Annotated in this window: 18 protein-coding genes, 4 tRNA genes and 1 pseudogene; 18 read left to right on the forward strand and 5 right to left on the reverse strand. The window is 56.8% G+C overall.

From position 1 onward, the window contains the following. The first annotated feature begins 96 nt into the window (after positions 1–96). From ABNF92_RS18300 to ABNF92_RS18320, 5 genes are all read left to right on the forward strand, one after another. Complete coding sequence (locus ABNF92_RS18300; protein ID WP_227549551.1) at positions 97–906, forward strand: hypothetical protein; 810 nt, start codon at positions 97–99, stop codon at positions 904–906. Positions 907–1,166: 260 nt separating this feature from the next. After that, positions 1,167–2,192, forward strand: coding sequence for an amino acid ABC transporter substrate-binding protein (locus tag ABNF92_RS18305; RefSeq protein WP_069183291.1), 1,026 nt, complete (start codon positions 1,167–1,169; stop codon positions 2,190–2,192). A gap of 88 nt (positions 2,193–2,280) precedes the next feature. Next, a complete protein-coding gene (locus ABNF92_RS18310) occupies positions 2,281–3,468 on the forward strand; it encodes an amino acid ABC transporter permease (protein ID WP_153633560.1) in 1,188 nt (395 codons plus the stop codon). Further along, on the forward strand, positions 3,468–4,553 hold the full coding sequence (locus ABNF92_RS18315) for an amino acid ABC transporter permease (protein WP_069183293.1): 1,086 nt from the start codon (positions 3,468–3,470) through the stop codon (positions 4,551–4,553). Before ABNF92_RS18310 ends, ABNF92_RS18315 begins: the two co-directional genes overlap by 1 nt. A gap of 98 nt (positions 4,554–4,651) precedes the next feature. Continuing rightward, positions 4,652–5,362 carry an amino acid ABC transporter ATP-binding protein gene (locus ABNF92_RS18320; protein ID WP_227514516.1) on the forward strand — a complete coding sequence of 237 codons (711 nt, stop codon included), beginning with the start codon at positions 4,652–4,654 and terminating at the stop codon, positions 5,360–5,362. Between the two features lie 38 nt (positions 5,363–5,400). Here ABNF92_RS18320 and ABNF92_RS18325 read toward each other — a convergent pair whose 3' ends face one another. After that, complete coding sequence (locus ABNF92_RS18325; protein ID WP_136631966.1) at positions 5,401–6,126, reverse strand: UDP-2,3-diacylglucosamine diphosphatase; 726 nt, start codon at positions 6,124–6,126, stop codon at positions 5,401–5,403. Then, a complete protein-coding gene (locus tag ABNF92_RS18330) occupies positions 6,123–6,623 on the reverse strand; it encodes a peptidylprolyl isomerase (RefSeq protein WP_069183295.1) in 501 nt (166 codons plus the stop codon). The genes ABNF92_RS18325 and ABNF92_RS18330 overlap by 4 nt, the downstream gene beginning before the upstream one ends. Positions 6,624–6,761: 138 nt before the next feature. Here ABNF92_RS18330 and ABNF92_RS18335 point away from each other — a divergent pair, with 138 nt between their 5' ends. From ABNF92_RS18335 to ABNF92_RS18345, 3 genes and pseudogenes are all read left to right on the forward strand, one after another. Continuing rightward, positions 6,762–8,441, forward strand: coding sequence for a glutamine--tRNA ligase/YqeY domain fusion protein (locus ABNF92_RS18335; protein WP_349342945.1), 1,680 nt, complete (start codon positions 6,762–6,764; stop codon positions 8,439–8,441). After that, positions 8,438–9,826 (forward strand): cysteine--tRNA ligase, encoded by a 1,389-nt coding sequence (gene cysS, locus ABNF92_RS18340; RefSeq protein WP_349342946.1) that lies wholly within the window; start codon positions 8,438–8,440, stop codon positions 9,824–9,826. Before ABNF92_RS18335 ends, cysS begins: the two co-directional genes overlap by 4 nt. Positions 9,827–9,976: 150 nt before the next feature. Then, a pseudogene (locus tag ABNF92_RS18345) lies at positions 9,977–12,156 on the forward strand (malate synthase G). 84 nt (positions 12,157–12,240) lie between these two features. On the opposite strand, the gene folD reads toward ABNF92_RS18345, so the two are convergent. After that, positions 12,241–13,098, reverse strand: a complete 858-nt coding sequence (gene folD, locus ABNF92_RS18350; RefSeq protein WP_069183299.1) for a bifunctional methylenetetrahydrofolate dehydrogenase/methenyltetrahydrofolate cyclohydrolase FolD — start codon at positions 13,096–13,098, stop codon at positions 12,241–12,243. Between the two features lie 233 nt (positions 13,099–13,331). Here folD and ABNF92_RS18355 point away from each other — a divergent pair. The 10 genes from ABNF92_RS18355 to ABNF92_RS18400 all read left to right on the forward strand — a co-directional run bounded on the left by ABNF92_RS18355 (position 13,332) and on the right by ABNF92_RS18400 (position 22,619). After that, positions 13,332–13,408 (forward strand) — tRNA-Pro (locus ABNF92_RS18355). Positions 13,409–13,440: 32 nt separating this feature from the next. Further along, a tRNA-Arg gene (locus ABNF92_RS18360) sits at positions 13,441–13,517 on the forward strand. A 76-nt stretch (positions 13,518–13,593) separates the two neighbouring features. Beyond that, positions 13,594–13,669: transfer RNA gene (locus ABNF92_RS18365), tRNA-His, on the forward strand. Between the two features lie 79 nt (positions 13,670–13,748). Next, positions 13,749–13,833: transfer RNA gene (locus tag ABNF92_RS18370), tRNA-Leu, on the forward strand. 223 nt (positions 13,834–14,056) lie between these two features. After that, the gene (gene tig / locus ABNF92_RS18375; protein ID WP_209396949.1) at positions 14,057–15,361 is read left to right on the forward strand and encodes a trigger factor; all 1,305 of its coding nucleotides are present in this window, start codon (positions 14,057–14,059) and stop codon (positions 15,359–15,361) included. A gap of 171 nt (positions 15,362–15,532) precedes the next feature. Then, on the forward strand, positions 15,533–16,168 hold the full coding sequence (gene clpP / locus ABNF92_RS18380) for an ATP-dependent Clp endopeptidase proteolytic subunit ClpP (RefSeq protein WP_349342947.1): 636 nt from the start codon (positions 15,533–15,535) through the stop codon (positions 16,166–16,168). 76 nt (positions 16,169–16,244) lie between these two features. Then, positions 16,245–17,528 carry an ATP-dependent Clp protease ATP-binding subunit ClpX gene (clpX, locus tag ABNF92_RS18385; protein ID WP_008174598.1) on the forward strand — a complete coding sequence of 428 codons (1,284 nt, stop codon included), beginning with the start codon at positions 16,245–16,247 and terminating at the stop codon, positions 17,526–17,528. Between the two features lie 161 nt (positions 17,529–17,689). Next, on the forward strand, positions 17,690–20,107 hold the full coding sequence (lon, locus tag ABNF92_RS18390; RefSeq protein WP_349342948.1) for an endopeptidase La: 2,418 nt from the start codon (positions 17,690–17,692) through the stop codon (positions 20,105–20,107). A gap of 238 nt (positions 20,108–20,345) precedes the next feature. Further along, positions 20,346–20,618: an HU family DNA-binding protein gene (locus tag ABNF92_RS18395; protein WP_008174603.1), complete on the forward strand. Its 273-nt coding sequence runs from the start codon at positions 20,346–20,348 to the stop codon at positions 20,616–20,618. Between the two features lie 156 nt (positions 20,619–20,774). Then, on the forward strand, positions 20,775–22,619 hold the full coding sequence (locus tag ABNF92_RS18400; protein WP_305967344.1) for a SurA N-terminal domain-containing protein: 1,845 nt from the start codon (positions 20,775–20,777) through the stop codon (positions 22,617–22,619). Positions 22,620–22,698: 79 nt separating this feature from the next. Here ABNF92_RS18400 and ABNF92_RS18405 read toward each other — a convergent pair whose 3' ends face one another. Together ABNF92_RS18405 and pulA are read right to left on the reverse strand one after the other, a co-directional pair. Then, positions 22,699–23,127 carry a hypothetical protein gene (locus ABNF92_RS18405; protein ID WP_349342949.1) on the reverse strand — a complete coding sequence of 143 codons (429 nt, stop codon included), beginning with the start codon at positions 23,125–23,127 and terminating at the stop codon, positions 22,699–22,701. A gap of 71 nt (positions 23,128–23,198) precedes the next feature. Further along, positions 23,199–26,363, reverse strand: a complete 3,165-nt coding sequence (gene pulA / locus ABNF92_RS18410) for a pullulanase-type alpha-1,6-glucosidase (protein WP_349342950.1) — start codon at positions 26,361–26,363, stop codon at positions 23,199–23,201. Between the last annotated feature and the right edge of the window lie 162 nt (positions 26,364–26,525).

Here is a 26,525-nt window from a genome sequence, read left to right on the forward strand (position 1 = left end):
ACCTTCCCGGAGGCGCTGGTGTTAGGTAGATCGTTTGCATTATTTGGTTTGATCACGGCTTTCGCACTCGTTGGTTGTGACTCTGCGAATGAGGCTATGGATCCCGGTCCTGAGTCCCAGGATCTGTCCGCGTCGGAGAGTCCCGATGTAGATGTTTCCCTGGCGCTGACCTCCGCGCAGTTGGACTGGGTCGGTCAACAGATTTTCCGGAACGAATGCGCAGGTCGTTTCCAGTGCCTGGTCCACTGGAACGATGGTGAAGCGTTCCCTTCGCTCGGTATCGGGCACTTCATCTGGTATCCGAAGGGCGTTGAAGGTCGGTTTGTCGAGAGCTTTCCCGCGCTGATGGAATACATGGAGCAACGGCAAGTCAATATTCCCGAATGGTTGCTGGCTCTGGAGCCGTTCGACGCTCCCTGGAGCGAAAAAGCGGAATTCGTGGCCGTCGAAGACTCGCCCCGGCTGGCGGAACTGCGGGAGTTTCTGGCCGGCACCCAGGGGATCCAGGCTGAATTTATATTCCGGCGGGCCAGGCAGTCGCTTGGAAAAATCATTGAGTCCGCTCCGGACGATCGAAAGTCAGAAGTGGCTAACAGGGTGAAAGCGCTCAGTCAGACCCCCGGCGGCGTCTACGCCATCATCGACTATGTGAATTTCAAGGGAGAGGGGCTCTCACCCACGGAACGCTACAACGATCAGGGCTGGGGGCTACTGCAGGTGCTGCTGGAAATGTCGGGCTCGCCTGACCGCAGTGCCCTCGAGCAGCTTCGGGAGGCGGCCGCTACTGTTCTCACGCGTAGAGCTGAGAACGCAAAAGATCCCATCGAACGAGAGCGCTGGCTGCCAGGCTGGTTGAAACGCCTCGAAACCTATGAAGAGCCACCCGTCTTCAAAATTTCCGAATAAATTTGCATAAAAACTAGTTCATTTACCGAACCTTGTTCTACTTTTAAGGGGCACGGCTCCAATGCTGCCTTTTTCTGGCGCATGGAGTCGCAATGAGGGCACTGTATCAGTGCATGAAGCAGCGTCACCTCGTTTCAGATCTGTCTGTAACGCCCTGGTGGCGGATAAAAACAATACAAATCATGGGTTTAAGATGTATGGCTCGCAAATTGCTGAGTCCATGCGTCTCGAAAAACCAACTGATGTTCGGAGAAAAGACAATGAGAAAGACGAAATCGATTGCCCTGGGGATTGCTCTGGCCGTAGGTACCTTCTCGGCTACTGGTGCGATGGCCGCCACGACTCTGGAGAACGTCAAGGAGAAGGGGCACCTGCAGTGTGGTGTTACCACCGGTCTTCCGGGATTCTCCCAGCCTGATGAAAAAGGCAACTGGACCGGTATCGACGTTGATACCTGCCGCGCCGTAGCTGCAGCGATCTTTGGTGATGCCTCCGCAGTCGAATTTACGCCCCTCACTGCAAAAGAGCGTTTTACCGCACTGCAGTCCGGTGAAATCGACATGCTCTCCCGGAACACCACCTGGACGTTGACCCGTGACGCTTCGCTGGGTCTCAACTTCGCGGGCGTGAACTACTACGACGGCCAGGGTTTCCTGATCAACAAGGATATCGGGGTTACCGATGCAACCCAGCTTGACGGTGCCTCAATCTGTATCCAGGCGGGCACCACCACAGAACTCAATCTGTCCGACTACTTCCGTGCCAAGGGCATGGAATTCAAGCCGATCGTGTTCGACACATCCGAGCAAACCGTTCAGGGTTTCTCTGCGGGACGCTGCGACGTTCTGACGTCTGACCGCTCCCAGCTGGCGGCACTGCGCTCCAAACTGCCGGACCCGAGCGCGGCAACGATCCTCCCGAACACCATTTCCAAAGAGCCTCTCGGTCCGGTCGTCCGTCAGGGCGATGACCAGTGGTTCAACATCGTCAAGTGGGTGCTTTCAGTGCAGATCAACGCCGAAGAACTGGGCGTCACAAGCGCCAATGCTGACGACATGCTGAAGTCTGATAATCCGAACATTCAGCGCCTGCTGGGCACGGATGGCGACATGGGTGCCAAGCTTGGTCTGCCTGACGACTTCGGTCACAAGGTTGTGAAACTCGTGGGTAACTACGGCGAAATGTACGACCGCAATGTAGGTCCGGACACACCGCTCGGTCTGGATCGGGGTATCAACGCCCTGTGGACCGATGGCGGCATCATGTATGCCCCGCCAGTCCGGTAACACCTGAAAGCACACCTGGGCGCCTCGCAAGCGGCGCTCCGGTGATCTCTGATGAAGTCAGCTGCAGGGAAGCCTTTCGGAACATTGCATGAAAAAACAAACAATTGATTCAAGACCTGCGGGGCCCAAGCCCTGGTATGACCCCCGGGTACGTTCACTCTTTTTCCAGGTTGTCGCCATAGCCCTCGTTTTCTGGGCTGGCTGGACACTGGTAGAAAACACGCTCGCCAACATGGAGAGCAGGGGCATCAGCACCGGTTTCGGCTTTCTTGATGAGACTGCCGGTTTCGGCATCATCATGAGCCTGATCCCTTACGATGCCACCATGACCTATGGCCGAACCTTCTGGGTTGGCCTGACCAATACCCTCCTGGTCTCCGCAATGGGCATCGTTGCTGCAACGATTCTCGGATTCATCATCGGCGTGGCCCGTCTGTCCAGTAACTGGCTGGTTGCCAAGGTGTCCCTCGTTTACATCGAGGTCATCCGGAATATCCCGTTACTGCTGCAGATCTTTTTCTGGTATTTCGCCGTTCTGGGCGCCTTGCCTTCGCCGCGCCAGAGTATCGATGTGGGCGGTACCATGTTTCTCAACAACCGCGGGCTTTATGTCCCGGAACCCCTGGCACAGGACGGTTTTGGGCTGGTCTGGGGGGCTCTGGCAATCGCCATTGCCGCAGTTGTTGGCATTCGAATCTGGGCCAAAAAGCGGCAGCTCGCTACTGGCCAGATCTTTCCCACCTTCAAGGTTGGTGTTGCACTACTGGTCCTGTTGCCGGCAATTGCCTACTTCGCCGCAGGCAGCCCGCTCGAATGGGAAGTACCCGCACTGAGGGGCTTCAATTTTGGTGGTGGTATTACCATCATTCCCGAGCTTGCCGCCCTGTGGGTGGCGTTGTCGCTGTACACGGCCAGTTTTATCGCAGAGATAGTTCGGTCCGGTATCCTGTCAGTGAGCAAGGGCCAGACGGAAGCGGCCAAAGCGCTGGGACTCCCTAACGGACTTACGTTGCGCCTGGTTGTGATACCGCAGGCAATGCGCGTCATCATCCCGCCATTAACCAGTCAGTACCTGAACCTGGCGAAGAACTCATCCCTTGCGACGGCCATCGGCTATCCGGATCTCGTTGCAGTCTTCATGGGCACGACCCTTAACCAGACCGGGCAAGCGGTCGAGGTTGTAGCGATCACCATGGCGGTTTATCTCACGATCAGCCTCTCGATCTCGCTGTTCATGAATATCTACAACCGGGCTGTGGCGATTAAGGAGCGATGATGACTGAGTCAACCATGAAACCACCCAAGAAGGCGCTCAGTCCGATCAAGTGGATGCGAGAGCACCTGTTCTCAACCTGGTACAACGCCTTGCTGACCTTGGCGGTTGGCTATTTGCTGGTGACCAGTGTAGGCCCCCTGCTGAACTGGTTGCTGTTCGAAGCGAACTTCCAGGGCCAGGATGCGAGTGACTGTACTGGCGCGGGCGCCTGTTGGCTGTTTATCAGTCAGCGTCTGAATTTCTTCATTTACGGGTTCTACCCCGATGAGCTGCAGTGGCGTGTGGACGCCATGTTCCTGCTGCTGGCCATTGCGTTTGTACCCCAGTTCATCGAGCGGTTCCCTGGCCGCAAATGGCTCGGGATTTTCGGCATGACCGGCTTGCCCATCATCGGGTATTTCCTGATACCCGGCGGCACGTTCGGCCTTGAGGTTGTCGAGAGCACAAAATGGGGCGGCCTGATGCTGACCCTGATTCTCGCATACATCGGCATCCTCGCCTCTCTGCCTATTGGCATTCTACTGGCCCTTGGACGGCGCTCGGAGATGCCGATCATTCGTGGTCTGAGCGTGGTGTTCATCGAGGTCTGGCGGGCGGTGCCCCTGATCACAGTGCTTTTTATGGCCTCGGTGATGCTGCCGCTATTCCTCCCTGAAGGCGTCAACTTCGAAAAACTGGCACGGGCCCTGATTGGTATCACACTCTGGCAGTCTGCCTATATGGCGGAAGTCATCCGGGGTGGTCTGCAAGCCATTCCGCGGGGCCAGTATGAGGCAGCTGATGCACTCGGGCTCGGCTACTGGCGGAAGATGGGGCTCGTTATTCTTCCCCAGGCGCTGAAAATGGTGATTCCGGGAATCGTGAATACCTTCATTTCACTGTTCAAGGACACCACGCTGGTTCTGATTATCGGCCTCTTCGATGTGCTTGGTACGGTCCAGTCCACTGTGACTGACCCCGCGTGGCAAAACGTTGCCATCGAAGGCTATGTCTTTGTCGCTTTCTGTTTCTGGGTCTTTTGCTTCGGCATATCCCGCTACAGTCAGAACCTTGAACGCAAACTCGACACCGGTCATAAAACCTGATGGGTAATCCAATGACAGAACAAACCCAGACATCCAACGTGACGTCCTCCGGGCAGGGTGGCACCGACAAGAAACCCGATATCATCCGCGTGGAAGGGATGCACAAGTGGTACGGGGATTTTCACGTACTGAAGGACCTGAACCTGACAGTGGCCCAGGGCGAACGAATTGTTATCTGCGGGCCGTCCGGCTCCGGTAAATCGACGTTCATTCGCTGCATTAACCGGCTGGAAGAGCATCAACAAGGCAAAATCATCGTCGACGACGTTGAGCTGACGGATGATGTGCGCCAGATCGATACGGTTCGCCGGGAAGTCGGCATGGTATTCCAGCATTTCAACCTGTTCCCGCACCTGACCGTGTTGGAGAACTGTTGCCTGTCGCCAATCTGGGTCCGCAAGATTCCTCGCAAAGAGGCGGAAGCGACGGCCATGGAGTATCTGGAGAGGGTAAAGATCCCCGACCAGGCTCTCAAATATCCCGGACAGTTGTCCGGTGGCCAGCAACAGCGGGTTGCGATCGCCCGGGCGCTGTGCATGAAGCCGAAAATCATGCTGTTCGATGAGCCAACGTCGGCGCTGGATCCCGAGATGATCAAGGAAGTGCTCGATGTAATGATTGAGCTCGCCGGCAGCGGCATGACGATGCTTTGTGTAACCCATGAGATGGGCTTTGCCAAAACCGTGGCCGATAGAGTCATCTTCATGGATGGTGGTGAGATTGTGGAGGAAGCACCACCGCACGAGTTTTTTACAAACCCGCAGGAAGCTCGGACCCAGAAGTTTCTCCAGCAGATACTGGCGCACTGAAGCCAAGGCTAAAAAAACCGGGCATTTGCCCGGTTTTTTTATAACGGTTGTTTCTTCAGCTCGGGCTCTTTGCCAGGTTCCGCCTCGAGCCACCAGACGTTCTTGTCCCAGTCGCCCAGGACAATCCGTTTTGCCGGCAAGCCGTTGGCAATGAGCTCATGCACGGCGGGGCGGTGGGTGTGGCCATGAATCATGCGCTGGACACCGTGGGCTTCCATGTCCTTGACCACTTCCTCCGGCGTTACGTCCATGATGAACTCTTCCTTGCCCTGATTTTTCGCCATGCTGATTTCCCGCAGCTGGCGGGCCATCTGCTGGCGGTCCTCAAGAGGACGCTGGAGTATCATCTGTTGCCACTGAGGGTTGCGCATGTTGGCCCGGAACTTCTGGTACTCCACATCGGCCGTGCACAGGCTGTCGCCATGCATGAGGAGGGTAGGGGTGCCGTGCAGATCGATTACCGTGGGGTCGTCCAGAAGGGTTGCGCCGGCCCGCTTGCAGAAATCCTCACCAATCAGAAAATCCCGATTGCCGTGCATCAGGAAGATGTCGGTGCCGCTATCCCTCAGTTTGCGCAGGGCAGCAGCAATCTGTTCCTGGAGCGGCGTGCGTTCGTCATCGCCGATCCAGGCCTCGAAGAAATCACCGAGGATATAGAGCTGATCAACGCCGCTGGCTGTCCCGTCGAGAAACCCCAGAAATGCCTCAGTAATATCCGGGCGGGATTCCTCAAGGTGAAGGTCTGAAATAAACAGCGTGGTCACGCGTCCTCCAGAACCTCAGCCTTTTCGATAACCACGTCATCGGCAGGCACGTCCTGGTGGCCCGCTCGCATGGTGGTGCGGACCGCACGGATTGCGTTGACCGTGTCCATGCCCTCGACAACCTTGCCGAACACGCAGTAGCCCCAGCCTTCCGCGTTCTTGGCGGTGTGGTCGAGGAAGCCGTTATTCTCAACGTTGATAAAGAACTGGGCGGTAGCGGAATGCGGGTCCATGGTGCGTGCCATGGCGATGGTGCCCTGCATGTTGCTCAGGCCGTTATCGGCTTCGTTCTGGATGGAATCGCGGGTTTTGCGCGGCGTCATGCCGGGCTCGAAGCCTCCGCCCTGAATCATGAAATTGCTGATCACACGGTGAAAAATGAGGCCATCGTAAAAACCGTCGCGAACGTACTGTTCAAAATTCTTGGCGGTTTCCGGTGCCTTGTCATAGTCCAGTTCCAGCTTGATGTCACCGTAGTTGGTTGTCAGCAGAATCATCAGGTTTTCCTGTTCAGAAAGGTTAGGTACGTTACAGGGCCCATTGTACTCAAGAGTTTCCTGCTATGCATGAGTCCGGCAAGGATTTGTGAGTATAATACGCGGTTTAAGATTCACTCCCCTTTTAACAGAGATTGTATGAGCGCCGAGTCGAAGAAAGCCCACAACTTTATCCAGAGCCTGATCGAAGACGCCATCGCCAGCGGAGAGCATACCGGCAAGGTGGTCACCCGATTCCCGCCGGAGCCCAACGGTTACCTGCATATTGGTCATGCCAAATCGATCTGCCTGAATTTTGGCATCGCCGAGACCTTTTCCGGCGACTGCAACCTGCGGTTTGACGACACCAACCCGGAAAAGGAAAACCAGGAATACATCGACGCCATCAAACAGGATGTGGAGTGGCTTGGCTACGAGTGGGCCGGGGACGTCCGTTATGCCTCGGATTACTTTGATGCTCTCTATGAATTTGCCGAGGAACTGATTACCCGGGACAAGGCCTATGTGTGCGCCCTGACAGCCGACGAAATGGCTGAGTACCGCGGAAGCCTGAAAGAGCCTGGCAGAAACAGCCCCTACCGGGACCGCCCGGTGGAAGAGAGTCTGCAGATGTTCCGCGACATGCGGGATGGCAAGTACCAGAACGGTGAGCTGGTGCTGCGGGCCAAGATCGATATGGCCTCGCCGAACATCAACATGCGGGATCCGATTCTTTATCGTATCCGTTACGCAGAGCACCATCAGACCGGTAACAAATGGTGCATCTACCCGATGTATGACTTCACGCATCCGATTTCAGACGCCATGGAGGGGATTACCCATTCCCTGTGCACCCTGGAATTCGAGGATCACCGGCCGCTGTATGACTGGGTTCTGGATAACATCTCCGGCCCCTGTCACCCACGCCAGATCGAGTTTGCCCGTCTGAACCTGAATTACACCATCACCTCGAAGCGCAAGCTCAAGCGACTGGTGGATGAGGGCGTGGTTGATGGCTGGAACGATCCCCGGATGCCAACCATTTCGGGCATGCGCCGGCGCGGTTATACGCCGGAGTCCATCCGCACCTTCTGCGACATGATTGGCGTGAATAAGGCTGGCGGTACCGTGGATGTGGGCATGCTGGAGCACGCTATTCGCGAAGATCTGAACACTCGCGCACCGAGAGCCATGTGTGTCATGCGCCCGCTGAAAGTCACACTGACCAATTACCCGGCCGACAAGAGTGAAACCCTGATCCTGCCGGTTCATCCGCAGGACCCCGATATGGGCGAGCGGGAAGTGCCCTGGACCCAGACGCTTTTTATCGATCGGGAAGATTTTGAAATGGAGCCGCCGCGCAAATGGAAGCGGCTGGCGCCGGATCAGGCGGTGCGTCTGCGGGGCGGTTACGTGATGACCTGCCGCGAAGTGGTTCGTGATGACAACGGTGAGATCGTGGAGCTGAAATGCGAGTACGATCCCAACACCTTGGGTGTCAATCCCGAAGGCTACAAACCCAATGGCGTGATTCATTGGGTGTCTGCCACCGATAGCGTGGAGGCGGACATTAATCTGTACGACCGCCTGTTCAACCATGAGTCCCCGGACAGTGACAAGGAAGGTGATTTGATGGATCACCTGAACCCGGAATCACTGGTGGTCCTGAAGGGTGCCCGGGTAGAGAAGAGTCTTGCCGCGCCCCGCACAGATCTTCCCTACCAGTTCGAGCGGGAAGGCTATTTCTTCTGCGATCAGGCCCATACCGAGTCTGCCGGTCGGCCGGTGTTCAACCGCACGGTTACGCTCAGGGATTCCTGGGGTAAGGGGGGCAAGTGATCCGCATCTACAACACGCTGACCCAGCAAAAGGAAGAGTTCCGGCCGATTGAGCCGGGCAAGGTGCGGATGTATGTCTGCGGTATGACCGTCTACGACTACTGCCACCTGGGCCATGCACGGGTGCTGGTGGCCTTTGACGTGATTACCCGTTACCTGCGCCATCGCGGCTACGACGTAAACTACGTTCGCAACATCACCGATATTGACGACAAGATCTTGCGCCGTGCGGATGAGAACGGTGAGCCCTATAACGAGCTTACCGACCGGATGATCAGGGCGATGCACGAAGATGAAGCTCGTCTTGGTGTGCTGTCTCCGGACGAAGAGCCCCGGGCGACTGCGTACATTGACGAAATCATCGCGATGATCCATAAGCTGATTGCCAGTGGCCACGCCTATGCGGCGGATAACGGTGATGTCTATTTTGCCGTTGATTCCTTCGAGGAATACGGCAAGCTCAGCAAGAAAAAACTGGAGGATCTGCTGGCGGGCGCGCGAGTTGACGTGCAGGAAGCCAAACGCAGTCCGGCGGATTTTGCGTTGTGGAAAGCGGCCAAGGCAGGGGAGGTCAGCTGGCCCTCGCCCTGGGGCGATGGTCGTCCCGGCTGGCACATTGAGTGCTCGGCGATGTCCACATGCTGCCTGGGGGATACGTTTGACATTCACGGCGGCGGGCCGGACCTGTTGTTCCCGCACCACGAGAACGAGATTGCCCAATCCGAGTGTGCCACTGGCCACACCTTTGTGAACACCTGGATGCACGCGGGCGCCATCCGGGTGAACAAGGAAAAGATGTCCAAGTCTTTGGGCAACTTCTTCACCATCCGCGAGATCATGGAGAAGTACCCGGCGGAAGTGGTCCGTTACTTCCTGGTGTCCAGCCATTACCGCAGCCAGGTGGACTACTCCGAGGAAAATCTGGCCGAGGCCGGCCGCACGCTCACTCGGCTGTATCATGCCCTTAGAGGCATCGTGCCCGCCAAGGCCGCCGATGTGCCGGAATCCGAGCATGATGAGCGGTTTGCCGAGGCGATGGACGATGACTTCAATACTGCGGGCGCCATTGCTGTCCTCCACGCGGTTGCCAACGAAATCAACCAGCATCGTCGCGATGGTCGCGAAGAGGATGCCAAACGTACTGCGGCGATTCTGGTGAGGCTCGGCGGTGTCCTGGGGCTGTTGCAACAGGACCCCGAGGCGTTTTTCCAGGCGGACACCGGTGGTGAGCTCAGCGCCGAAGACATTGAAGCGATGATCCAGGCCCGGGCCGATGCCCGAAAGGCGAAGAATTTTGCCGAGGCCGACCGGATCCGCGACGAGCTACTCGAGAAGGGTATTATTCTGGACGATTCCCGAGAGGGGACGAGCTGGCGTAAAGCCTGAATTTCCGGGAGATGCTGGTTGGTCAGACCAGTTTTGCGCGTGCAGGCATGATCTTGTAAGGATTTTCCCTTACAATGCGGCGCTCAAATTAGAATGCCCCCTCAAGATGAAGGGGGAGTCGGGAAACGTAACCCACTGAGGCAGACAACGATGACAGAACGCGTACAAATCGGCGGCATTCAGGTCGCAAAGAATCTGTATGATTTCGTGAACAATGAAGCGATCCCGGGCACAGGGGTCGATGCCGATAAATTCTGGGCAGAATTCGACAAGATCGTGAACGAGCTGGCGCCACGCAACCGCGAGCTGCTGGCCAAGCGTGATGCGATCCAGGAAAAAATGGACAGCTGGAACCGTGATCACAAGGGTAGAAGCTGGACATGGCCGAGTACAAGTCCTTCCTGAAAGACATCGGCTATCTCGTTGACGAGCCTTCCGAATTCAAGATCTCCACCTCCAATGTGGATCCGGAAGTGGCCACCATGGCCGGCCCGCAGCTGGTGGTTCCGATCATGAACGCCCGGTTTGCGCTCAACGCGGCGAACGCGCGCTGGGGTAGCCTGTACGATGCCCTTTACGGTACCGATGCGATCTCCGAAGAAGGCGGCGCCGACAAAGGCCGTGGTTACAACCCGGTTCGCGGGGCCAAAGTTATCGAATGGGCCCGTAACTTGCTCGACAGCTCCGCGCCTCTTGCCTCTGGCAGCCATAAAGATGCTGCCAAGTATCTGGTTGAAGGTGGCAAGCTGGTCGTCAAGCTGCAGAACGGTGAGACCACCGGTCTGAAAGACGAAGCCGGCTTTGTTGGCTACACCGGTGCTGCCGACGCGCCCACGGGCGTGCTGCTGGTCAAGAACGGCATGCACTTCGAAATCCAGATCGACGCCAGCCACCCGATTGGCAAAGACGACGGCGCTAACGTCAAAGACGTGCTGATGGAGTCTGCTCTGACCACCATCATGGACTGCGAAGATTCGGTAGCGGCCGTAGACGCTGACGACAAGGCACTGGCTTACCGCAACTGGCTTGGCCTGATGAAGGGTGATCTGCAGGAAACCTTTGAAAAAGGTGGCGAGCAGCTGACCCGCAAGATGAACGCTGACCGCACCTACACGGCAGCCGACGGCAGTGAGCTGAGCCTGAAAGGCCGAAGCCTGATGTTTATCCGTAACGTCGGCCACCTGATGACCAACCCCGCCATCCTGCTGAAGGACGGCAACGAAGTGCCGGAAGGCCTGATGGACGGTCTGATCACTTCGCTGATCGCCATTCACGACATGAAGGGCAACGGCAAGTTCCAGAACAGCACCAAAGGCTCCATGTACATCGTGAAGCCGAAGATGCACGGACCGGAAGAGGTGGCGTTCACCAACGAATTCTTCGGCCGTGTTGAAGATGCGCTTGGTCTGCCGCGCTTCACCCTGAAGGTTGGCATTATGGACGAGGAGCGTCGTACCACGGTTAACCTGAAAGCCTGTATCCATGCCGCCAAAGAGCGCGCCGTATTCATTAATACCGGCTTCCTGGACCGCACCGGTGACGAGATCCATACCTCCATGGAATTGGGTCCGTTTATCCGCAAGGGCCCGATGAAGCAGGCAACCTGGATCAACGCCTACGAGCAGTGGAACGTGGACATTGGCCTGGAAACCGGTTTCCGTGGTGTTGCCCAGATTGGTAAGGGCATGTGGGCCATGCCTGACCTGATGGCCGGCATGCTGGAAGCAAAAATCGGCCATCCGAAGGCCGGCGCGAACACAGCCTGGGTTCCGTCTCCCACGGCGGCCACGCTGCATGCAACTCACTACCACCAGGTGAACGTGGCTGATGTCCAGAAGCAGCTGGAAAGCCGCACTCGTGCAGCACTGGAGGACATTCTGACAGTGCCTGTAATGGATGATCCGGCCTCTCTGAGTGCTGAAGATATCCAGCAGGAACTGGACAACAATGCCCAGGGTATCCTCGGTTACGTTGTTCGCTGGATCGATCAGGGCGTTGGCTGCTCCAAGGTACCTGACATCAATGATGTGGGCCTGATGGAAGACCGCGCCACGCTGCGTATCGCTTCCCAGTTGCTGGCCAACTGGCTGCATCATGGTATCTGCTCCGAAGAGCAGATCATGGAAACCATGAAGCGCATGGCTGCGGTGGTCGACAAGCAGAACGCCGGTGATTCGGCCTACCGCCCAATGGCCGGGAACTTTGATGATAGTGTCGCCTTCCAGGCAGCGCTGGATCTGGTTCTCAAGGGCCGCGAGCAGCCCAACGGCTACACCGAGCCGCTGCTGCACGCCTACCGTCTGAAGGCGAAAGCCAAGTACGGACAGTAAGCGCTAAGCATAAAAAAAACCCCGCCTCGGCGGGGTTTTTTGTGGCTTGCTGGATTAGGCGGAGCCGTAATCCAACACCTCGGCTCAGTCCTTGTGCAGAACATCCGCGGCATACAGTGTATTCTGCAGCAGGGTGGCAATGGTCATCGGCCCGACGCCACCGGGAACCGGTGTGATGTAGGCGGCGCGCTCTGAAGCCGCTGCGAAATCTACATCGCCATGCAGCTTTCCGTCTTCCATCCGGTTGATGCCCACATCAATCACAGTTGCTCCCGGCTTTACCCAGTCGCCCTTGATCAGGCCGGGCTTGCCGACTGCAGCGACCAGGATGTCGGCTTCCCGGACAAACTTCTCAAGATCTGGTGTGAAGCGGTGACAAACCGTTGTCGTGGCACCTTTCAATAGCAGCTCCATGCTCATGGGGCGACCGACAATATTGGAAGCGCCGACAATCACGGCATGCTGGCCCTTGTAAGGCGTATCAATGCTGTCGAGCAGGGTGATAATGCCAGCCGGTGTGCATGGGCGCAGGGTGGGCTTGCGCTGCATCAGGCGGCCGATGTTATACGGGTGAAAGCCGTCGACGTCTTTGTCCGGGCGGATCTTGACCAGAATCGGGTCTGCATCCAGATGAGCAGGCAATGGAAGCTGTACCAGGATTCCATCTACGGTCGGGTTTTCATTCAGCTCATCAATCAGCGCCTCGAGTGCTTCCTGGGAAGTGTCTTCCGGCAGATCGTATGAGAGGGAGAGAATTCCGGCCTGGTCGCACGCCTTGCGTTTGTTGCCTACGTATACATGGGATGCGGGATCGTTGCCGACCAGTACCACGGCCAGCCCGGGGGCTCTCAGGCCTTGCTGGGTTCGTGCTTCCACCCCTGCGGCGACTTGCTGTCTTACTTCGGCGGCAATCTCTTTTCCGTTGATCAGTTTGGCGGTCATGTCTCGTCTTGTCGGTTGGGCATCGGTAAATTGGAGGTGGGGCATTGTCTCATGCTTCCAGGCGAACTCCAATTGAACGGGCGCCTGACCGGGCGCGGAGGAACTTTCGGCACCGCACTTTGTCACTGAAGAGGCTGTTGTTTCAGGGAATTTGGAAATCCGTGTTGACGGAACCCTCCGGCGCCGGTAATATGCGCGCCAACTTTGCTGAGGCACTTGTTGTTCAGTTCAAACGGGGTATAGCGCAGTCTGGTAGCGCGCCTGCTTTGGGAGCAGGATGTCGGGAGTTCGAATCTCTCTACCCCGACCATTTTCTGAATGTTCAGGTGGGCGAACGGTCAAGCGCCCGTAGCTCAGCTGGATAGAGCATCCGCCTTCTAAGCGGATGGTCGCAGGTTCGAGTCCTGCCGGGCGCGCCATCAAGTCGTCGGCTTGGTCCGCGCCGGAGCGACCGTAACCAGCAAAGTTGAAAAGTAAAAGGCATGTCCCGATGTGGTGGACGTAGCTCAGTTGGTAGAGCTCAGGATTGTGACTCCTGCGGTCGAGGGTTCGAACCCCTTCGTCCACCCCACTTTTCTTTCAGAGTTGATTCCGCGTTTGTTGAATAGGTTGATGGCAGTCTGGCCATCGGGCATTCTTCATTCTGTTGTGCGCGAGTGGCGGAACTGGTAGACGCGCTGGATTTAGGTTCCAGTGGGGCAACCCGTGAGAGTTCGAGTCTCTCCTCGCGCACCACCCCTTTCTTTTTGCCTTTTCGTCCCCATACCTCTTCCCATTGGATTCGTAGGCCGTGTGTGCAAGGGATACCAAACTGCGCTGCGGGGTGATTCTCTCGGCGGTGCAAAGCATGATAAACTACCGGCTTTTAATTTTCGGTCCTTTCTCGGGCATTGCCCCGAAATCGGACTTTTGGGTTTAATTTCATTCACATACCGAACCTGTAATTTGAGGATCTTCCATGCAAGTGTCTGTTGAAACGACCTCCAACATCGAGCGTCGCATGACGATTGGTGTGCCCGCCCAGGAAATCGACCAGGCGGTCCAGAAACGCCTGCAGGAAACCGCGCGTACCGTGCGCCTGAACGGTTTCCGCCCGGGCAAGGTGCCCATGAGCGTCGTCAAGCGTCGTTTCGGTGACAGCGTCCGCCAGGAAATCGTTGGCGAGGTTATGCGCGACAACTACATCAAGGCACTGCAGGAGCAGGATATCAACCCGGCGGGCTGGCCAAAGTTCGAGCCCAAGACGATGGAAGAGGGCAAGGATCTGGAATTCGTTGCCATCTTCGAAGTGCTGCCGGAAATCGAACTGGGCGATCTGAGCAAGATTTCTGTTGAGAAGCTCACTTCCGAGATTACCGACAAAGACGTCGACAACATGATCGACAACCTGCGTCGTCAGCAGGCCACCATGAAAGAAGTCAAGCGCAAGTCCAAGAACAAGGACGTGCTGACCATTGACTTCAAGGGTTTCATCGATGGTGAAGAGTTTGAAGGCGGCGCCGCTGAAGGCCATCGCCTGACTCTGGGCTCCGGCCAGATGATTCCGGGCTTTGAGAAAGCCATCGTTGGTGGAAAGGCCGGCGAAGACATGGAAATCGAGGTGACCTTCCCGGAGGATTACCACAACGAAGAGCTGGCAGGTAAGCCGGCCAAGTTCGAGATCAAGATTCACAAGGTCGAAGAGCCGCAGTTGCCCGAACTAGACACCGAATTCTTCAAGAAGTTCGGTATCGATGCTGAAGACGAAGCGACCTTCCGCGAAGAAGTCAAAAAGAACATGGAGCGTGAGCTCAAGCAGGCGGTTTCTAACAAGGTCAAGAACGACGTTGTTGACGGACTGCTGGAAACCACCGAGCTGGATATTCCGTCTGCTCTGGTTGACCAGGAAATCGATCGCCTGCGTCAGGATGCCGTTCAGCGCTTTGGCGGCCAGGTTGATTTCCAGCAGCTGCCGAAGGAAATTTTCCAGGAGCAGGCGGAGCGTCGCGTGAAGACCGGCCTGCTGTTCCAGGAAGTGGTCAAGAAGAACGACCTTAAGGCCGATCCGGCAAAAGTAGACGAAAAGATCCAGGAAATCGCGTCTACGTATGAACAGCCTGAAGAGGTTGTTGCTCACTTCAACAGCAACCCGGAGCAGAAGAGCCAGATCGAGTCTTCTGTTCTGGAGGATGCAGTTGTTGACCATGTGCTGGAGCAGGCGAAGGTCAAAGAGAAGAAGGTCAAGTACGAAGAGGCCGTTCAGGCCGGTCAGCCCCAGCGCTGATTTTGCCCGGGATCGGTCAAAAGCCGGTCCCGATGGCCGACCCAGAGAACAGCCGGCATGTCCGGCTGTTTTCATCTGGGGCCGCTGCTGGCAAAGTATAAGGTGCAATACTTTTGAAACTGCCGTGGAGCGAGTCCACGACCCATTGTCCATAAGGAGTTCAGGCGCATCATGACGCAGAAATCAATCGATGGTCCCGCAATGGTTACCAATTCAGGACTGGTGCCGATTGTTATCGAGCAGACAGCTCGCGGCGAGCGGTCGTTCGACATTTATTCCCGCTTGCTCAAGGAGCGGGTAATCTTCATGGTGGGCCCGGTAGAGGACCACATGGCGAACCTGATCGTGGCCCAGCTCCTGTTCCTCGAGTCTGAGAACCCGGACAAGGACATTCATCTTTATATCAACAGCCCGGGCGGTTCGGTCACTGCGGGTATGTCCATCTACGACACCATGCAGTTCATCAAGCCGGACGTCGCGACCCTGTGTGTAGGTCAGGCTGCGAGCATGGGTGCATTCCTGCTCGCCGGCGGTGCGGCCGGAAAGCGGGCCTGTTTGCCCAACTCCCGCGTGATGATTCATCAGCCGCTGGGTGGTTACCAGGGGCAGGCAACGGACATCGAGATTCACACCCGGGAAATCCTGAAGATCCGGCATACCCTGAACTCCATCCTGGCCCACCATACCGGGCAGGATCTGGAGACGATCGCCAAGGATACCGACCGTGACAACTTTATGGATCCGGGCCAGGCAAAAGAGTATGGGCTGATTGATTCAATACTTGATAAGCGCGTACCGAATAAATAATACTGGAAGTAATCGCATCATACTTGGCCGGCGTATCAGGCAGTGACGCCGGCAAAACGAGATCAGAGGTATTTCAATGGCAGATGAAAGAAACGGCAGGGGCGACGATAACGGCAAGTTGCTTTACTGCTCGTTTTGTGGAAAGAGCCAGCATGAAGTCCGAAAGCTCATTGCAGGGCCCTCGGTGTTCATCTGCGACGAGTGCGTCGACCTGTGCAACGACATTATCCGGGAAGAGATCCAGGAGAACGCGCAGGAAGAGCCGAGCGATCGCCTTCCTACACCGGCCGAGATCCGCAATACCCTTGATGAATACGTCATCGGTCAGGACCGGGCCAAGGTTGTGTTGTCTGTTGCGGTCTATAACCACTACAAACGTCTTCGTTACGGCGAGGGCAAGGGTGATGTCGAGCTCGGCAAGAGTAACATTCTGCTGATCGGCCCGACCGGCAGTGGTAAGACGCTGCTTGCAGAGACCCTGGCGCGGATGCTGAATGTTCCCTTTACCATTGCCGACGCTACCACGCTGACGGAAGCCGGTTACGTGGGCGAGGATGTCGAGAACATCATCCAGAAGCTGCTGCAGAAGTGCGATTACGATGTCGACAAGGCCCAGCGCGGTATTGTCTATATCGATGAGATTGACAAGATTTCCCGCAAGTCAGACAACCCGTCTATTACCCGGGATGTCTCCGGCGAGGGTGTTCAGCAGGCACTTCTGAAGCTGATCGAAGGCACGGTTGCGTCGGTCCCGCCGCAGGGTGGTCGCAAACATCCGCAGCAGGAATTCCTGCAGGTTGATACCGGCAACATGCTGTTTATCTGCGGTGGCGCTTTCGCGGGCCTCGACAAGGTGATTCGCGAGCGTACTGAAAAGAACAGTATTGGTTTCTCTGCATCTGTCGCCAGTCAGGATGATGCCAAGAACACGGGCGACGTCATCAAGGACGTGGAGACTGAGGATCTGGTGAAATATGGCCTGATTCCAGAGTTCGTGGGCCGTTTGCCTGTGGTGGCAACCCTCAACGAACTGGACGAGGAAGCGCTGGTGCAGATTCTGACCGAGCCCAAGAACTCCCTGACCAAGCAGTACCAGAAGCTGTTTGATATGGAAGGGGTCGAGCTCGATTTTCGCGAAGACGCGTTGCGGGCCGTTGCCCGTAAGGCCATGGAGCGCAAGACGGGTGCCCGTGGTCTACGTTCCATTATGGAAGCGACGCTGCTGGATACCATGTACCAGATTCCCTCGGAGCATGACGTCACCAAGGTGGTGATCGACGAGAGCGTAATCAGCGGGGATTCCGAGCCCTTCAAGATCTACGCGAGCAGTGATCACGCCAAGGCTGTGCCTGAAGACTGAGCGTTGTTCAGTGGTTCAAATGAAAAGGGGCGGTGACGCCCCTTTTCGCGTTTTGTATCCCGAGTTTCCTGCCCTGTTTCGTTTGGTAAAAAGATTGCAATTTTTGCGGGCGCCCCAATGAAGGGTGATATGCTGAAAGAAATACCGTCAGAGGATTCCCAATGACCCGTATACCCGAAAATGCTGTGCAAGAGTACCCGCTGCTTCCGCTGCGTGACGTAGTGGTGTTTCCGCACATGGTGGTCCCGCTGTTCGTGGGCCGAGAAAAATCCATTCAGGCTCTGGAAGCCGCAATGGAAGGAAGCAAGGAAATCCTCCTGGTTGCCCAGAAAGACGCTTCCACCGATGAACCCGGCCCGAAGGATGTGTTCGAGATGGGCACCCTGGCCACGGTCCTGCAAATGCTCCGTCTGCCCGATGGCACAGTCAAAGTGCTTGTAGAGGGCAACGCCCGAGCCACCATCAGCGACATCACCGAGGGCGAATTCCTGTCCGGTGGCGCAGTCCTTATGGATGAAGAAGGCTTGCCCGAGCGCGAGCAGGAGGTTCTGGTAAAGACTTTGATGGATGAGTTTGAAAAGTACGTAAAACTCTCCAAGAAGGTACCCTCTGAAGTCTCCAATGCGCTTACCGGTATTGAAGAGTTGGAGCGACTGGCCGACACCATGGCCGCGCATCTGGAAATGCGTATTCCTGAAAAACAGGAGCTCCTGGAAGCGCTGGATATCCGCAAGCGTGTGGACCTTCTGCTGGGCAAGCTCGACGGCGAAATCGATCTGATCGAGGTCGAGAAACGCATCCGTGGCCGCGTCAAGAAGCAGATGGAGCGCAGCCAGCGCGAGTACTATCTGAACGAGCAAATGAAGGCTATCCAGAAGGAAATGGGTAACCTGGGCGAAGGCAATAACGACTTCGAAGAGCTGGAACAGAAGCTCGAGGAAGCCGGTCTTCCGGAGGAGGCCCGCAAGAAAACCGAAACTGAACTGAACAAGCTCAAGATGATGTCGCCGATGTCTGCGGAGGCGACCGTCGTTCGGGGTTATATCGACTGGATGCTGGCCATTCCCTGGAAAAAGCGGAGCCGTGTCCGTCACGACATCGAGAAAGCCCGGGAGATCCTCGATAAAGATCACTACGGCCTGGATGAGGTCAAGAAGCGTATTCTGGAATACCTGGCGGTTCAGAGTCGTGTGAAGAAGGTCAAAGGCCCGGTGCTTTGCCTGGTGGGACCTCCTGGTGTCGGTAAGACCTCACTCGGGCAGTCCATCGCCCGCGCTACCAATCGGAAATACACCCGCATGGCCCTGGGCGGCGTTCGGGATGAAGCTGAAATCCGTGGTCACCGGAAAACCTACATCGGTGCGCTGCCGGGCAAGCTTCTGCAGAAGTTGTCCAAGGTGGGGGTGAAAAACCCGCTGTTTCTGTTCGATGAAATCGACAAGATGGGCATGGATCACCGTGGTGACCCGGCATCAGCGCTGCTTGAGGTTCTGGATCCGGAGCAGAATCACACGTTCAACGATCACTATCTGGAAGTTGATTACGACCTCTCCGATGTGATGTTCGTGTGCACCTCCAACTCCATGGACATTCCGCCGGCGCTGCTGGATCGGATGGAAATCATCCGTATCCCCGGATACACCGAGGACGAGAAGGTCAACATTGCGCTGCGGTACCTGTTGCCCAAGCAGATCAAGGCAAACGGGCTGCGCAAGGACGAGTTGAAGCTGCCTGAGGATACCCTTCGCGACCTGATCCGCTACTACACCCGTGAAGCCGGTGTGCGTGGCCTGGAGCGCGAGATCGCGAAAATCTGCCGCAAGGTGGTGCGTGACCACGTGGAGAGTGGCGATAAGGCGTCTGTGACTCTCACGAAGGACATGCTTGAAGACTACTCCGGGGTCAAGAAATTCAAGTACGGCCTCGCCGAGGAAAAGAACGAGATTGGTCAGGTGACCGGTCTGGCGTGGACCCAGGTGGGCGGCGAACTGCTGCACATTGAATGCGCGCTTACGCCTGGCAAGGGCCGGGTGGTCAAGACCGGTTCCCTGGGTGATGTGATGCAGGAGTCCATCCAGACAGCCTTGACGGTGGTACGCAGTCGCGCGCCCGGTCTGGGTATCGCGGATGACTTCCACGAGAAACACGATCTGCACGTCCACGTACCGGAGGGTGCTACACCGAAAGACGGTCCGAGTGCGGGTATCGGTATGTGCACGGCACTGGTTTCGTCACTGACCAAGATTCCGGTTCGCGCCGACGTTGCGATGACCGGTGAGATCACTCTGCGCGGTCGTGTACTGGCCATCGGCGGTCTGAAGGAAAAGCTGTTGGCGGCGCATCGGGGTGGCATCAAGACAGTGATTATTCCTGATGAAAATGTCCGGGATCTCAAAGAGATACCGGAGAACATCAAGGAATCGCTGGAGATTCGCCCGGTGAAGTGGATTGACGAAGTGCTGGATATTGCGCTGGCGTATCCACCCGAGCCCAGGGCCGAGGATTCGTCCCCGGAAACCGGGTCTGGTAAGCCGCGTGACGAAGACGGTGACGCGTCAGAACGCATAAATACACATTAAAGCCTTGATGAGTTGTTGACATGCCTGAGAGCCCATTGGTATAACTGTTTCGCCGTGAAGCAGCCAATACCAAGGGCTCCCGCGCAGTTAGTGCCTATTCCGAATGCCGGTATAAAGCCGAAAGGAATAAGAAAACTGAAGAATGGAATTCTCTGACCGCTTATGCGATAGTCGAGAACGTCCGAGAAAAAACAAACCAACCTATAACATCTTCAACCTGAAATCGAAGGGGTTTAGTGTGAACAAGTCCGAACTTATCGATGCAATTGCAGAGTCCGCAGATATCTCCAAAGCCGCCGCTGGCCGTGCTCTGGACGCAATGACCAACTCCATCACCGGTGCCCTGAAAAAAGGCGATCAGGTAACTCTGATCGGTTTTGGTACCTTCTCCGTTAAAGAGCGTGCTGCTCGTACTGGTCGTAACCCGCAGACTGGTGCCGAGATCAAGATTCCGGCCTCCAAAGTGCCTGGGTTCAAAGCAGGCAAGGCCCTGAAAGACGCCGTTAAGTAACGGTTCTTTCTCCGGTGGCTCCTGTCACAGGGAGCCACCCAAGAAGAATTCAAGGCGCATTCCAATCAGGGTGCGCCTTTTTACGTTAGGTCCGCCCGTAACAGCGCGCTGAAACGAATAACACTGCACGACCTTGAACAGGGATCCGGGAGAAACATGCTTCAAGATATTCGGGAAAATGCCCAGGGCACGATTGCCAAGATCATCATTGGTCTTCTGATTGTGTCGCTATCCATCTGGGGAATGGACGCCATTGTTGGCGGCTTCTCTGGCGAGCCAGAGGTGGCAACGGTCAACGGCGAGGATATTACCGAGCGGGAGTTTCTCCGCGTGGTGCAGATGGAGAGTCAGCGCCGGCTATCCAGAATGGAAACCCCCGATCCTTCCATGCTCAATGAAGACCAGATCCGCACGGATGTACTGGATTCCCTGATCCAGGAGCAGGTCCTGATCCAGGACGCCAATGCCCAGGGTCTGGAACTCAACGATGCGGATATCGATGCCTTGATCACCCAGATGCCACAGTTCCAGGTGGATGGACAGTTCAACCGTGACCGTTTCGTTTCTACAGTGCGCAACATGGGTATGGGTGTCGGTGAGTTCCGCGAAGCCATGCGCAAGCAGTATGTGGTAAATCAGATCCGTGCAGGCATCGTCCAGAGTGGTCTGGTGGCGGATGAGAATGCCGAGCAACTGCTCCAGATCCAGAATCAGACCCGCAGCTTCCGGGTACTGGATATTCCCGCCAGTTCCGTGGCGGATAGCATCTCGGTTACGGACGCCGACATCGAAACCTTCTATGAAGAGAATTCAGGGGCGTTCCAGAAGCCGGAGCGGGTCGATGCCGCTTATATTACCTTGTCCCAGGGTGCCCTCGCTGAGAGCATCGAAATTGACGATGCGGAGCTTCAGGCCTATTACGAGCGGCGGTCGGCTGATCTGGCGAGCGAGGAGCGTCGTGCGTCGCACATCCTGATCGAAGACGGCAGTGAAGCAGACGAAACCATGGCGACGATCCAGGAGCGCCTGGCGGCCGGTGAATCCTTTGCCGATCTGGCCCGGGAGTATTCGATTGACACCGTCTCTGCGGAGGACGGCGGCGATCTAGGTTACGCTGGCCGCGGTATTTACGCCGAGGCCTTTGAGGAGGCGTTGTTTGCCCTTGAGGAAGGGGAGATTTCCGAGCCGGTTCGTACGTCCTTCGGTGTCCATCTGATCCGTCTGGAAGATGTTAGAGAGTCCGAGGTGCCGTCTCTGGCTGAAATGGAAGAGCAACTCCGTCGTGAACTGGCTCGCGAACAGGCCAGGGAGCGTTTTGCGGAAGTCCGTGCCGAACTTGCCGACTCTGCCTATGCAGCCGATGACCTGGCCGGCCCTGCGGAAGAACTGGGTCTGGAAGTGCGAGAGGCCACGGGCATCACCCGTGACGGTGGCCAGGCTCCATTTGATCATGCCGGCCTGGTTCGACAGCTGTTCTCCGAGGATGTCCTGGAGGCCGGCTACAATACCGAGCTGATTGATGTGGGTGACAACGTCTCCGTTGTCGCGCGGGTTCGTGAGTACCACGAGGCCGAGCAGTTGCCGCTGGACGAGGTTCGTGATCAGATCCGTGCCACGCTTGAGCAACGCAAGACCCGTGAAGCGCTCTCCGAAAGGGCCGATACGATTATCGCTGAGCTTGAAGCTGGCAATACCCCCGAGGGTATTGGAGAGTGGGCGAGCTATGAGGGTCTTGCCAGGAACGCCTCGGATGTTGGGCCTGCCATCATGCAACAGGTTTTCTCTCTGCCCCGTCCTGCCGACGATGCCCGTTACGGCAAGGCTGTGACGCCGAATTCAGCTGCAGTGATCGCTTTGGACGAGGTTACCGACGGTCAGGTGGCCGAAGAAAGCACCGAGCTGAACCAGCTCCGTGAGTTCCTGGCGTCGCTTGAAGGCCAGCGTGAATACGCCGCCTACCAGCAGTTTCTGAGGAACCGGGCAGAAGTCGAGAGACCTTGATTTCTCTGCCATAAAAAAGGGCGCCGAAAGGCGCCCCGCGAGCGATGAAAAGCCCGGTGCACATGCCCGGGCTTTTTAGTTATTCGGCCTTCTTGATATAAACCTGTGGCACTTCGCCGGTGGTGTCAAAGTAAAAACCGTAGACCGCCGACTCCGGCGGCGTGAAGCGGAAGTTCTCGAACACGGCGGAACAGTTGGCGTTAACCGGCTTGTCGAGTTCAACCACCTTGTCGTCGGCCTCTGAAAGATAGCCGCAGTTGGTGCCACTGCTCCAGTTGGCATCGCCAAACTTGAACTCGTAAGGCTGACCGTCCGCTTTCAGTTCCACTTCAGTCCGGTACAGTCCGCTGTCGACTTTCTTCACTTTGTACTCGGGCAGTGCGTCCCACCAGGCAAACTGGCCTCTGAGATAGAGGGATTCGCTATAATCCCGCTCGCCTCCGGTGGTCGCACAACCGGTGACGGCCAGAACGGAAGCCAGCGCGAGAGTATGGAGTTTCATGTTCATGGGTATTCTCCTTCTTTTTGTAGAAGCCGCCGGTTGGCCCGGCGGCTGTATCGTTGTCTGAGCAGCCGCGCTTAGCGGGCAAAGACGCCAACGGAAAGCGCCGGAACGGAGAAATCGCCGCCCGATGCGCTCGCAGTCTCTGTTGGTGATGTGTCCGCCATAACAGCAAAGGTGCCGCTCAGCCCCGTGCTCAGGGTCTGGGTGCTATTACTGGCGTTGATAACAACGACAATCTCATCGTTGGCGGCATCCAGGTCGGTGAGGCCGTTACTAGTGTCATCCAGCAGGCTGTAACCGATCACTCCCGGAATCTGCCCCGTGCCGGTATTCAGAAACCGCAACCGGTTCTGGATGGCCTCGGCCGTTTGCAGGCGGAACAGCGGGCTGTCCGTGCGGACGGTCAGAAGCTCGCGGACCTGTTCGTTGGTGTAGGCAATCGCTTCAGGCGTAGGCGCCGCACTCGCCCCTGTTGACTGAATCACTTCGGTGATCAGATCCCAGTTCGAGCCGTCCTTGTCCTGGCGAGGCAGACCCCTGTTCCAGGCAGAACTCTGGTAACTGAAGTCCACTTCGTTGTACCAGTCACCCGAGTCGTAGCTGTCCCGTTCCATGGATTTTGAGCGCAGCAACTCCGAACCCATGTGCAGGAACGGGATGCCCTGGCTGAGGATGGGCACGGCCAGGCTGATCACCTGCATTTGTGCCCGCTCCATGGTGGTCGCGGCAAAATCTGCCTTGTACTGGTTGTTGTCCCACAGGGTCTGGTTGTCATGCTTCGATACGTAGTTGATGATTTCCTCTGGGTCGTCGGTGTAGCCAGCATTCTGCCCGTTGTAATCAATCTGGGCGCCACTCAGGATTTCGCCGTTGCCAGTTTCAAAGCTGAACGCCTTCAGACTGCCGGCAATACCGATGCGCACCCAGTCACTGACCTGAAGCAGGCGGTTTTTTTCGTCGTCGCTGCCACTGTTGCGGTCGTTTGGAAAAGTGAAGAGGCCGTTGCCGAAGCCCTGATTGGCGCGGATGGCATCGCCGCCGTCAAACGGGCCGCCACCACGGACGGCATCCCGGAGCCGGTCGTTGAAAGACCCGATGCCAGTGCCTGCCATATTCGACTGGATGGCATTTTTGCCCCGGGCATTGTTGGCCACTTCGCCGAAGTTCCAGGCCTCTCCGTAAAAGTAAGTGTCAGGATCGACCGCCTTTACCGCTGCGAGGGCTTTTTCCAGATTACTGAGCATATGGTGGCCCATAAGATCGAAGCGGAAGCCGGAGATCTTGTACTGGTCCGCCCAGGTTACCAGTGAGTCCACCATGAGCTTTTCCATCATGGCGTGCTCGCTGGCGGTATTCTCGCAGCAGGTGGACTGTTCAACCGCTCCGGTTTCCGGATTCTGGCGGTGGTAATAACCGGGAACCAGCTTGTCGAGGACAGAATTTTCTGCGAGCCCGGATGAGTTGGTGTGGTTGTAGACCACATCCATGACCACGTTCAGGCCAAGTGCAGTGGCCGCATGCACCATTTCCCGGAATTCCAGAATGCGCTGGCTGCCGTCTGCATCGGAGGCATAGCTGCCCTCCGGAACGGTGAAATGAACCGGGTCGTACCCCCAGTTGAAGCTGTCCAAGTCACGGAAGGTGTTGTAGAGGGCCTGGGCATCGCCAGTCAGCGGATCGAATTCACTCAGCACCTGACGAATGGTTTTGCCACTGGCGCAGTATGCCTGATAGGCGCTGGCAGCCTCGTCGGACAGATCGCACAGGCGGCTGAAGTCATCGTCGATGTCGACAACCCCGGTGGGGTCCTCGTTGACGGTGGCAATGTCGAAAGCGGGGAGCAGATGCAGGTGGGTGACGCCGGCATCGGCCAGGGACTTCAGGTGCGCGACACTGTCGACGCTGCCATCTGCGGGCGCGGTGAATGCACGGTATTTGCCTCTCAGTGCCGGATCGAGGGTTTCATCGGTGGCACTGAAATCACGAATGTGGGTTTCATAGACAACCACGTCCTCCGGAGCCAGCATGGCCGGTGTTGACAGCGAGTCCCAGCCTGCCGGCTTGTGGTTGCTCGCGAGGTCCACAATCTGGGCATACTGGCCGTTGGTTGAGAGGCTGAGTGCATAGGGGTCTGAGACCATCGTGGTCTCGATGGCGCCGGTTCTGGGATGGTAGACAGTCACTTCGTACTGGTAGAACTTCTGGTCCAGTTCCGCAAAATTTCCGCTGTGCGTCCAGACGCCATCGGCCTCAGACATGCTGACGGGATAGCCCGGAAGCAGCGTGCCTGAATTGTCGAAAACATGCAGGCGCAATGACTGTGCGGTGGGCGCCCAGACGGCGAAGTCCACGTCTGCGCCGTTTATCACGGCACCCAGCTCTCCGTTATAGGCAAACAGATCGTCCAGCACCCCCGGGATCTGGACGCCGGTGGCCATAACCAGATCGTCGCTGCTGTTAAAGCCTGCGGCGACCAGTTGGCCTTTCAGGGCCGCTTTGATGTCAGAGTTGCCTGCCTGAACCTCAAAGGCCGGCCAGTCACTCAGGTGCGGGAATTTCTCCGCAAGAGCAGGGGCAAGAGAGGTTGCCGAGAGTGCCAGTGGCTGTCCGCCGTCAAGCGTTTCGTTTTCGGTAACGGTGATTTGCGCATTCTGGTCATGCCTCAGTTCAACCCGGGCCAGGCTGCCTGCGTCCTTGATCACTACCGTGGTTTCATCAAGCCAATGAGCCTTGGCTCCGGCGATGGTAACAGCCTCTGCCTCAATCGGAGTCTGCGACAATTCCTGGCTGCCGCTCAGGGTAAAGATGCGATCGTCAAGGGAACCGAAGTGCCAGCGGTGGTCAATGCCGCCAAGGTCTTTTTCATCACCTTTGTGCATGATGAAGTTCATGCACTCTCCGGCTTCGCGCATCGGGATCAGGTACCAGGCACCGTAGGTGTCGCTGATACCATCGGGCAACCGGGGGCTGCTCCATTCTGTGGGAACGCCTTCGGCAAGGCCGTCGCAGCCGTCCGCCGGGTTGTTCCAGAGGTGCAGGCCCCAGCCGCTGTAGTTTTCGTCAGGTCGTTTGTAATAGAGCAGCGCTTCGTTTTCGCCCGGCTCGAGGAGTGCATCGGTTTGGCCGCCACCACCGGTGCCGTCGTCCGGCGCAGGGTTGTCGCTTCCGGAATTGCAGCCGGCCAGCACCAGCGAAAACGCCAGTGCAAGGCTGCCTGCAACCAGTTTTTGCTCAGGCATGGGAAATCCCCTTTTCCATTGTTTTTGTTTGGCTTTGAACCCTTTTGGGTCAGATTCATAGTTGCGTGATAAGGCCGGAAGGACATCCTTCGGCGGGCAATTTTTCGGGGCGTAGATGGAATAGTGCTGGGGTAGTAGAAAGGGTTCAGCAGGCAAAAAAAG

This window comes from Marinobacter sp. MMG032 (genome assembly GCF_040112695.1).
Classification (GTDB): Bacteria; Pseudomonadota; Gammaproteobacteria; order Pseudomonadales; family Oleiphilaceae; genus Marinobacter; species Marinobacter salsuginis.

Excerpts from the sequence above, each read along its gene's own strand:
- ABNF92_RS18330 (WP_069183295.1), bottom strand. The coding sequence starts at position 6,623 with ATGATTCTGCTGACAACCAACTACGGTGACATCAAGCTGGAACTGGAC.
- ABNF92_RS18320 (WP_227514516.1), top strand. The coding sequence starts at position 4,652 with ATGCACAAGTGGTACGGGGATTTTCACGTACTGAAGGACCTGAACCTG.
- folD (WP_069183299.1), bottom strand. The coding sequence starts at position 13,098 with ATGACCGCCAAACTGATCAACGGAAAAGAGATTGCCGCCGAAGTAAGA.
- ABNF92_RS18405 (WP_349342949.1), bottom strand. The coding sequence starts at position 23,127 with ATGAACATGAAACTCCATACTCTCGCGCTGGCTTCCGTTCTGGCCGTC.
- lon (WP_349342948.1), top strand. The coding sequence starts at position 17,690 with ATGACCCGTATACCCGAAAATGCTGTGCAAGAGTACCCGCTGCTTCCG.
- tig (WP_209396949.1), top strand. The coding sequence starts at position 14,057 with ATGCAAGTGTCTGTTGAAACGACCTCCAACATCGAGCGTCGCATGACG.
- ABNF92_RS18305 (WP_069183291.1), top strand. The coding sequence starts at position 1,167 with ATGAGAAAGACGAAATCGATTGCCCTGGGGATTGCTCTGGCCGTAGGT.
- ABNF92_RS18315 (WP_069183293.1), top strand. The coding sequence starts at position 3,468 with ATGACTGAGTCAACCATGAAACCACCCAAGAAGGCGCTCAGTCCGATC.
- pulA (WP_349342950.1), bottom strand. The coding sequence starts at position 26,363 with ATGCCTGAGCAAAAACTGGTTGCAGGCAGCCTTGCACTGGCGTTTTCG.
- ABNF92_RS18335 (WP_349342945.1), top strand. The coding sequence starts at position 6,762 with ATGAGCGCCGAGTCGAAGAAAGCCCACAACTTTATCCAGAGCCTGATC.
- ABNF92_RS18400 (WP_305967344.1), top strand. The coding sequence starts at position 20,775 with ATGCTTCAAGATATTCGGGAAAATGCCCAGGGCACGATTGCCAAGATC.
- ABNF92_RS18310 (WP_153633560.1), top strand. The coding sequence starts at position 2,281 with ATGAAAAAACAAACAATTGATTCAAGACCTGCGGGGCCCAAGCCCTGG.
- clpP (WP_349342947.1), top strand. The coding sequence starts at position 15,533 with ATGACGCAGAAATCAATCGATGGTCCCGCAATGGTTACCAATTCAGGA.
- clpX (WP_008174598.1), top strand. The coding sequence starts at position 16,245 with ATGGCAGATGAAAGAAACGGCAGGGGCGACGATAACGGCAAGTTGCTT.
- ABNF92_RS18300 (WP_227549551.1), top strand. The coding sequence starts at position 97 with ATGGATCCCGGTCCTGAGTCCCAGGATCTGTCCGCGTCGGAGAGTCCC.